Origin of the sequence: Intrasporangium chromatireducens Q5-1 (genome assembly GCF_000576575.1) — a bacterium.
GTDB lineage: Bacteria > Actinomycetota > Actinomycetes > Actinomycetales > Dermatophilaceae > Intrasporangium_A > Intrasporangium_A chromatireducens.
The window spans coordinates 1-3,131 of the sequence record NZ_AWQS01000340.1; the positions used below are offsets into that span (position 1 = coordinate 1).

General features: G+C 71.6%; 4 protein-coding genes and 1 pseudogene. All 5 read right to left on the reverse strand.

Annotated elements, in window-relative coordinates; all coding sequences use genetic code 11:
- Positions 1 to 148, reverse strand: a pseudogene (locus N864_RS26170) (uracil-DNA glycosylase); the annotation flags it as partial.
- Between the two features lie 74 nt (positions 149 to 222).
- Positions 223 to 966 (reverse strand): DinB family protein, encoded by a 744-nt coding sequence (locus N864_RS20605; protein WP_051518874.1) that lies wholly within the window; start codon positions 964 to 966, stop codon positions 223 to 225.
- Positions 967 to 996: 30 nt separating this feature from the next.
- On the reverse strand, positions 997 to 1,758 hold the full coding sequence (locus N864_RS20610) for an anti-sigma factor family protein (RefSeq protein WP_034721799.1): 762 nt from the start codon (positions 1,756 to 1,758) through the stop codon (positions 997 to 999).
- Entirely contained in the window at positions 1,755 to 2,267 is a 513-nt protein-coding gene (locus tag N864_RS20615; protein ID WP_205621022.1) for a sigma-70 family RNA polymerase sigma factor, read from the reverse strand. The genes N864_RS20610 and N864_RS20615 overlap by 4 nt, the downstream gene beginning before the upstream one ends.
- Before the next feature lie 123 nt (positions 2,268 to 2,390).
- Complete coding sequence (locus tag N864_RS20620) at positions 2,391 to 2,888, reverse strand: DnaJ family domain-containing protein (RefSeq protein ID WP_034721803.1); 498 nt, start codon at positions 2,886 to 2,888, stop codon at positions 2,391 to 2,393.
- Positions 2,889 to 3,131 lie beyond the last annotated feature (243 nt).

Genomic DNA, 3,131 nt, shown 5'->3' on the forward strand with positions numbered 1-3,131 from the left:
GTATGCCGCTCACCTCCTTCGCCAGGCGGCTGACCTCCTGCTCGGTGTGGGCCACCGGCGTGTCCGAGTCGGCGGGGTCGCCGGGCCAGCCCGTCCCGGGCGGCACCGGCGAGGGGAAGAGCTGGCCGGTGATGGGGTGCGGGTCCATGGGGCCCACCGTAGTGACCCATCGAGAGCACGATCCTGACCATCGAGAGCACGATCGCATGATCGAGAGTGCGGTCAGCCGAGCTGCGCCAGGTCCCGCGTGCAGAACTGGTGGTGCGCCCACTCCTCGTCGAGCAGGATCTGCAGGCAGCCGAGGATCGTCTCGTCGCTCGGGTCCAGCGGCCAGCCGGGCTCGCCGGTCCGCACTCCGGGCCGCTCGAGCTCGTCGTCCTGGACTTCGCTGAGGTAGGCGACGACCTCGGCGGCCTGCGTCGCTCGGATGGTGCGCACCTCCTCCAAGGTGGGTCTCGCCTCCGGGTCGAGTCCCATCTCCTGTTGTCCCCGGACGAAGCCGGGCGCGAGTCCTATGGAGTGATAAGGCTTTTCGATACCGAGCACGGATCTACGGAACCAGGCATCGGTGACGAAGACGAGGTGGCGGAGGGTCTCGACCGCTGACCACTCACCGTCGACGCGGCGGTTCTGTTCCGCGACGGACAGCGCTGCGATCCGGTCGGTCGTCGCGCTCCACCGGTCTGCGAGCGCCTCCCAGGCCTTGCGCAGGCCGGCCACGTCCGTCGAGCGGAGCAGGAGCCGCTCGGGATGGCGCCGGTCGAGCTCGGCCTCGACGAACTGCATGACCTCGACACCGTTGACGCGCAGGTTGCTGATCAGCCCGTCGACCTCCATGTCGTGGGCGACGACGCCGACGAACCGGGCATCGTTGAGGGTCGCCTCCCGGAACTGAGCCCCGGTCAGGTCGGTGTCGATGAAGCGCGCCGCCCGGAGGTCGTCACTCGCACCGAACTCTCGTGCCATCTCCTGATGGTAGAGCCGGCGGTCCGCCCCTCACCCGACCGCGGCGCGCATGACCGTCTGGCCCGAGCCGACGCTGCGGATCTCGATGGCGGCGAGCTGGGAGACGGGGATGGCAGCGGTGCCGGAGGGACGCATCACCCGGTCCGGCCGGGCCCGCCACGTCGTGACGAGGCCGGCCTTGCCGTCGCGGCCGACGGCCCAGACGCTGTAGTCGGCCCAGCTGGAGGGGTCCTGGCCGTACGCGCTGTACTGGCACTCGACCTTGATCGAGGTGCGGTCTCCGACGGGGGCGACGTCGACCACGGCGGTCATGGTCGAGGAGCTCACGGGAGAGAAGGCGAGCCGGGTCGGGCCGCTGACGACGCTCCTGGTCGGCTGCTGCGACTCGGACAGCGCGTAGCCACCAAGGCCGGCGCCGCCGAGCGCGACGAGGGCCGCGGCGACGGCCAGCCACCGGCGGCCCCGCTCCCAGAAGCGGGGGCTGCCCTGCCTCAGGCTCTGCTTCAGGCCCTGCTGCACACTCTGTGGCACGCCCGGCTCCGGCACCGCACCGGTCGACGGGACCGCCGCAAGGTGCGCCGGACCGATGTCGTCGGGCTCAGGGGTGTCGATGGCGAGGACCTCGACCGCACTGACCGCACCGAGCAGGCCCGGCATCCCGGCCAGCTCCGCGACGGCGTCACGGCACGGCGCACACCCGGCGAGGTGGTCCTCGTAGTCGCGGCGGTCGGCGCTCGACAGCGCACCGAGGACGTACGCCGCGTCCCACTCCGCATAGCGGTGCGTCGTCATGGCCGGGTCACTCCCTTCTCCTGCAGCACGAGCCGCAGCGCGCGCAGCCCGTAGTGCAGCCTCGACTTCACGGTGCCCTCCGGGATCTGCAGCTCAGTGGCGATGTCGGCGATGCCGCGGCCCTCGTAGTAGGCGGCCGCGATCACCCGGCGGTGCTCGACGGACAGCGAGCCGAGCGCGTCGAGCACGATCCACCGGTCGAGGACCTCGGCGGAGCGGTCCGCCTCTCCCGGCTCGACCGACGCGGCACCGATCGACTCGTGCCGGCTGGCCGCGCTGCGCCAGCGGTCGACGACGAGGCGCCGGGCGACGGTGAAGAGCCACGCCCGCATGCCGGGGCCGCCGTGGTCGAGCAGGTGCGGGTCCCGCCACGCACGGAGCAGTGCCTCCTGCACGACGTCCTCGGCGGCCTGCGGGTCGTGGGTGAGGCGGAGGACGAAGCGGCGCAGCTCGCCCTGGTGCGCCTCGACCAACTCGGTCAGCGTCGCCTCTCGTTGGGGCCGCTCCACTCGCCCTCCCCTCACGGATCCGGGGGCCGGCGCTCATCGCCGTCCTGCTGACCGAACGAGACAGGCGCCGGTGAGGTTCAGGCCCTCGCCCCATTCAACCGGTGCGGCCGCCCGTGCGTTGCCTCAAGCGCCGGAGAAGAGCCGCCGCCACCACGACTTCCGGGGTGGGTCCTGCTCGGCCGACGTGTCGGCGGGCGCCACCGACGCCGCCGGCACCCGGGCCGCTCGCAGCTCGCGCCACTGGCTCACCATCTCGTCGACGTCGAGCGTCTTCGCGAGCAGCGGCGGCAGGTTGCCGACGGCCGGCCGCAGCCGGTCGGCGAGGACCCGCTTGTTGTAGTCCTCGATGATCTCCCGGACGTGCTCCTCGCGGCTCACGTCGGCGAGCGACTCGGGATAGCCGGCCGCCTCCTTGCGCAGCGCCAGCGCCCCGGGGAGGGCACCGCCGAGGTCGAGGTTCTCGCGCGCGGCATACCGCTTGATCCACCAGTCCGGGTCGTTCGTGTCATGCAGGTCGAGGGGCTTGCCCGAGCCGGGCAGGTCGTCGAAGTCCCCGCGCTCCTGCGCCTCTCGGATCGCCCGCTCGATCGGGCTCTCCCACCGGGGCGGTTGCTGGCTCACTGCTCCACCGTACGACGGGGGACGAACAGGAGCCCGGCCCTCACGGGTCCGGGCTCCTCTGGCGGTTCACGTACCACAACGGGCCAGCCGCCTAAGTCATCTTCGGCTCAGTGTTCCGGCCGCGCCACGTGATACGAAGTCGCCACGCCGCAGCCCCGGAGATCCGATTCTGCCCTCGATCGCCCGAATTGTGCCCTGAATGGTGAAAAAGTGCACTCTCGATCGGGATTCGTGCACTGTCGA

Coding starts and splice junctions, on each gene's coding strand:
- N864_RS20605 (WP_051518874.1), bottom strand. CDS start 966: ATGGCACGAGAGTTCGGTGCGAGTGACGACCTCCGGGCGGCGCGCTTC.
- N864_RS20610 (WP_034721799.1), bottom strand. CDS start 1,758: ATGACGACGCACCGCTATGCGGAGTGGGACGCGGCGTACGTCCTCGGT.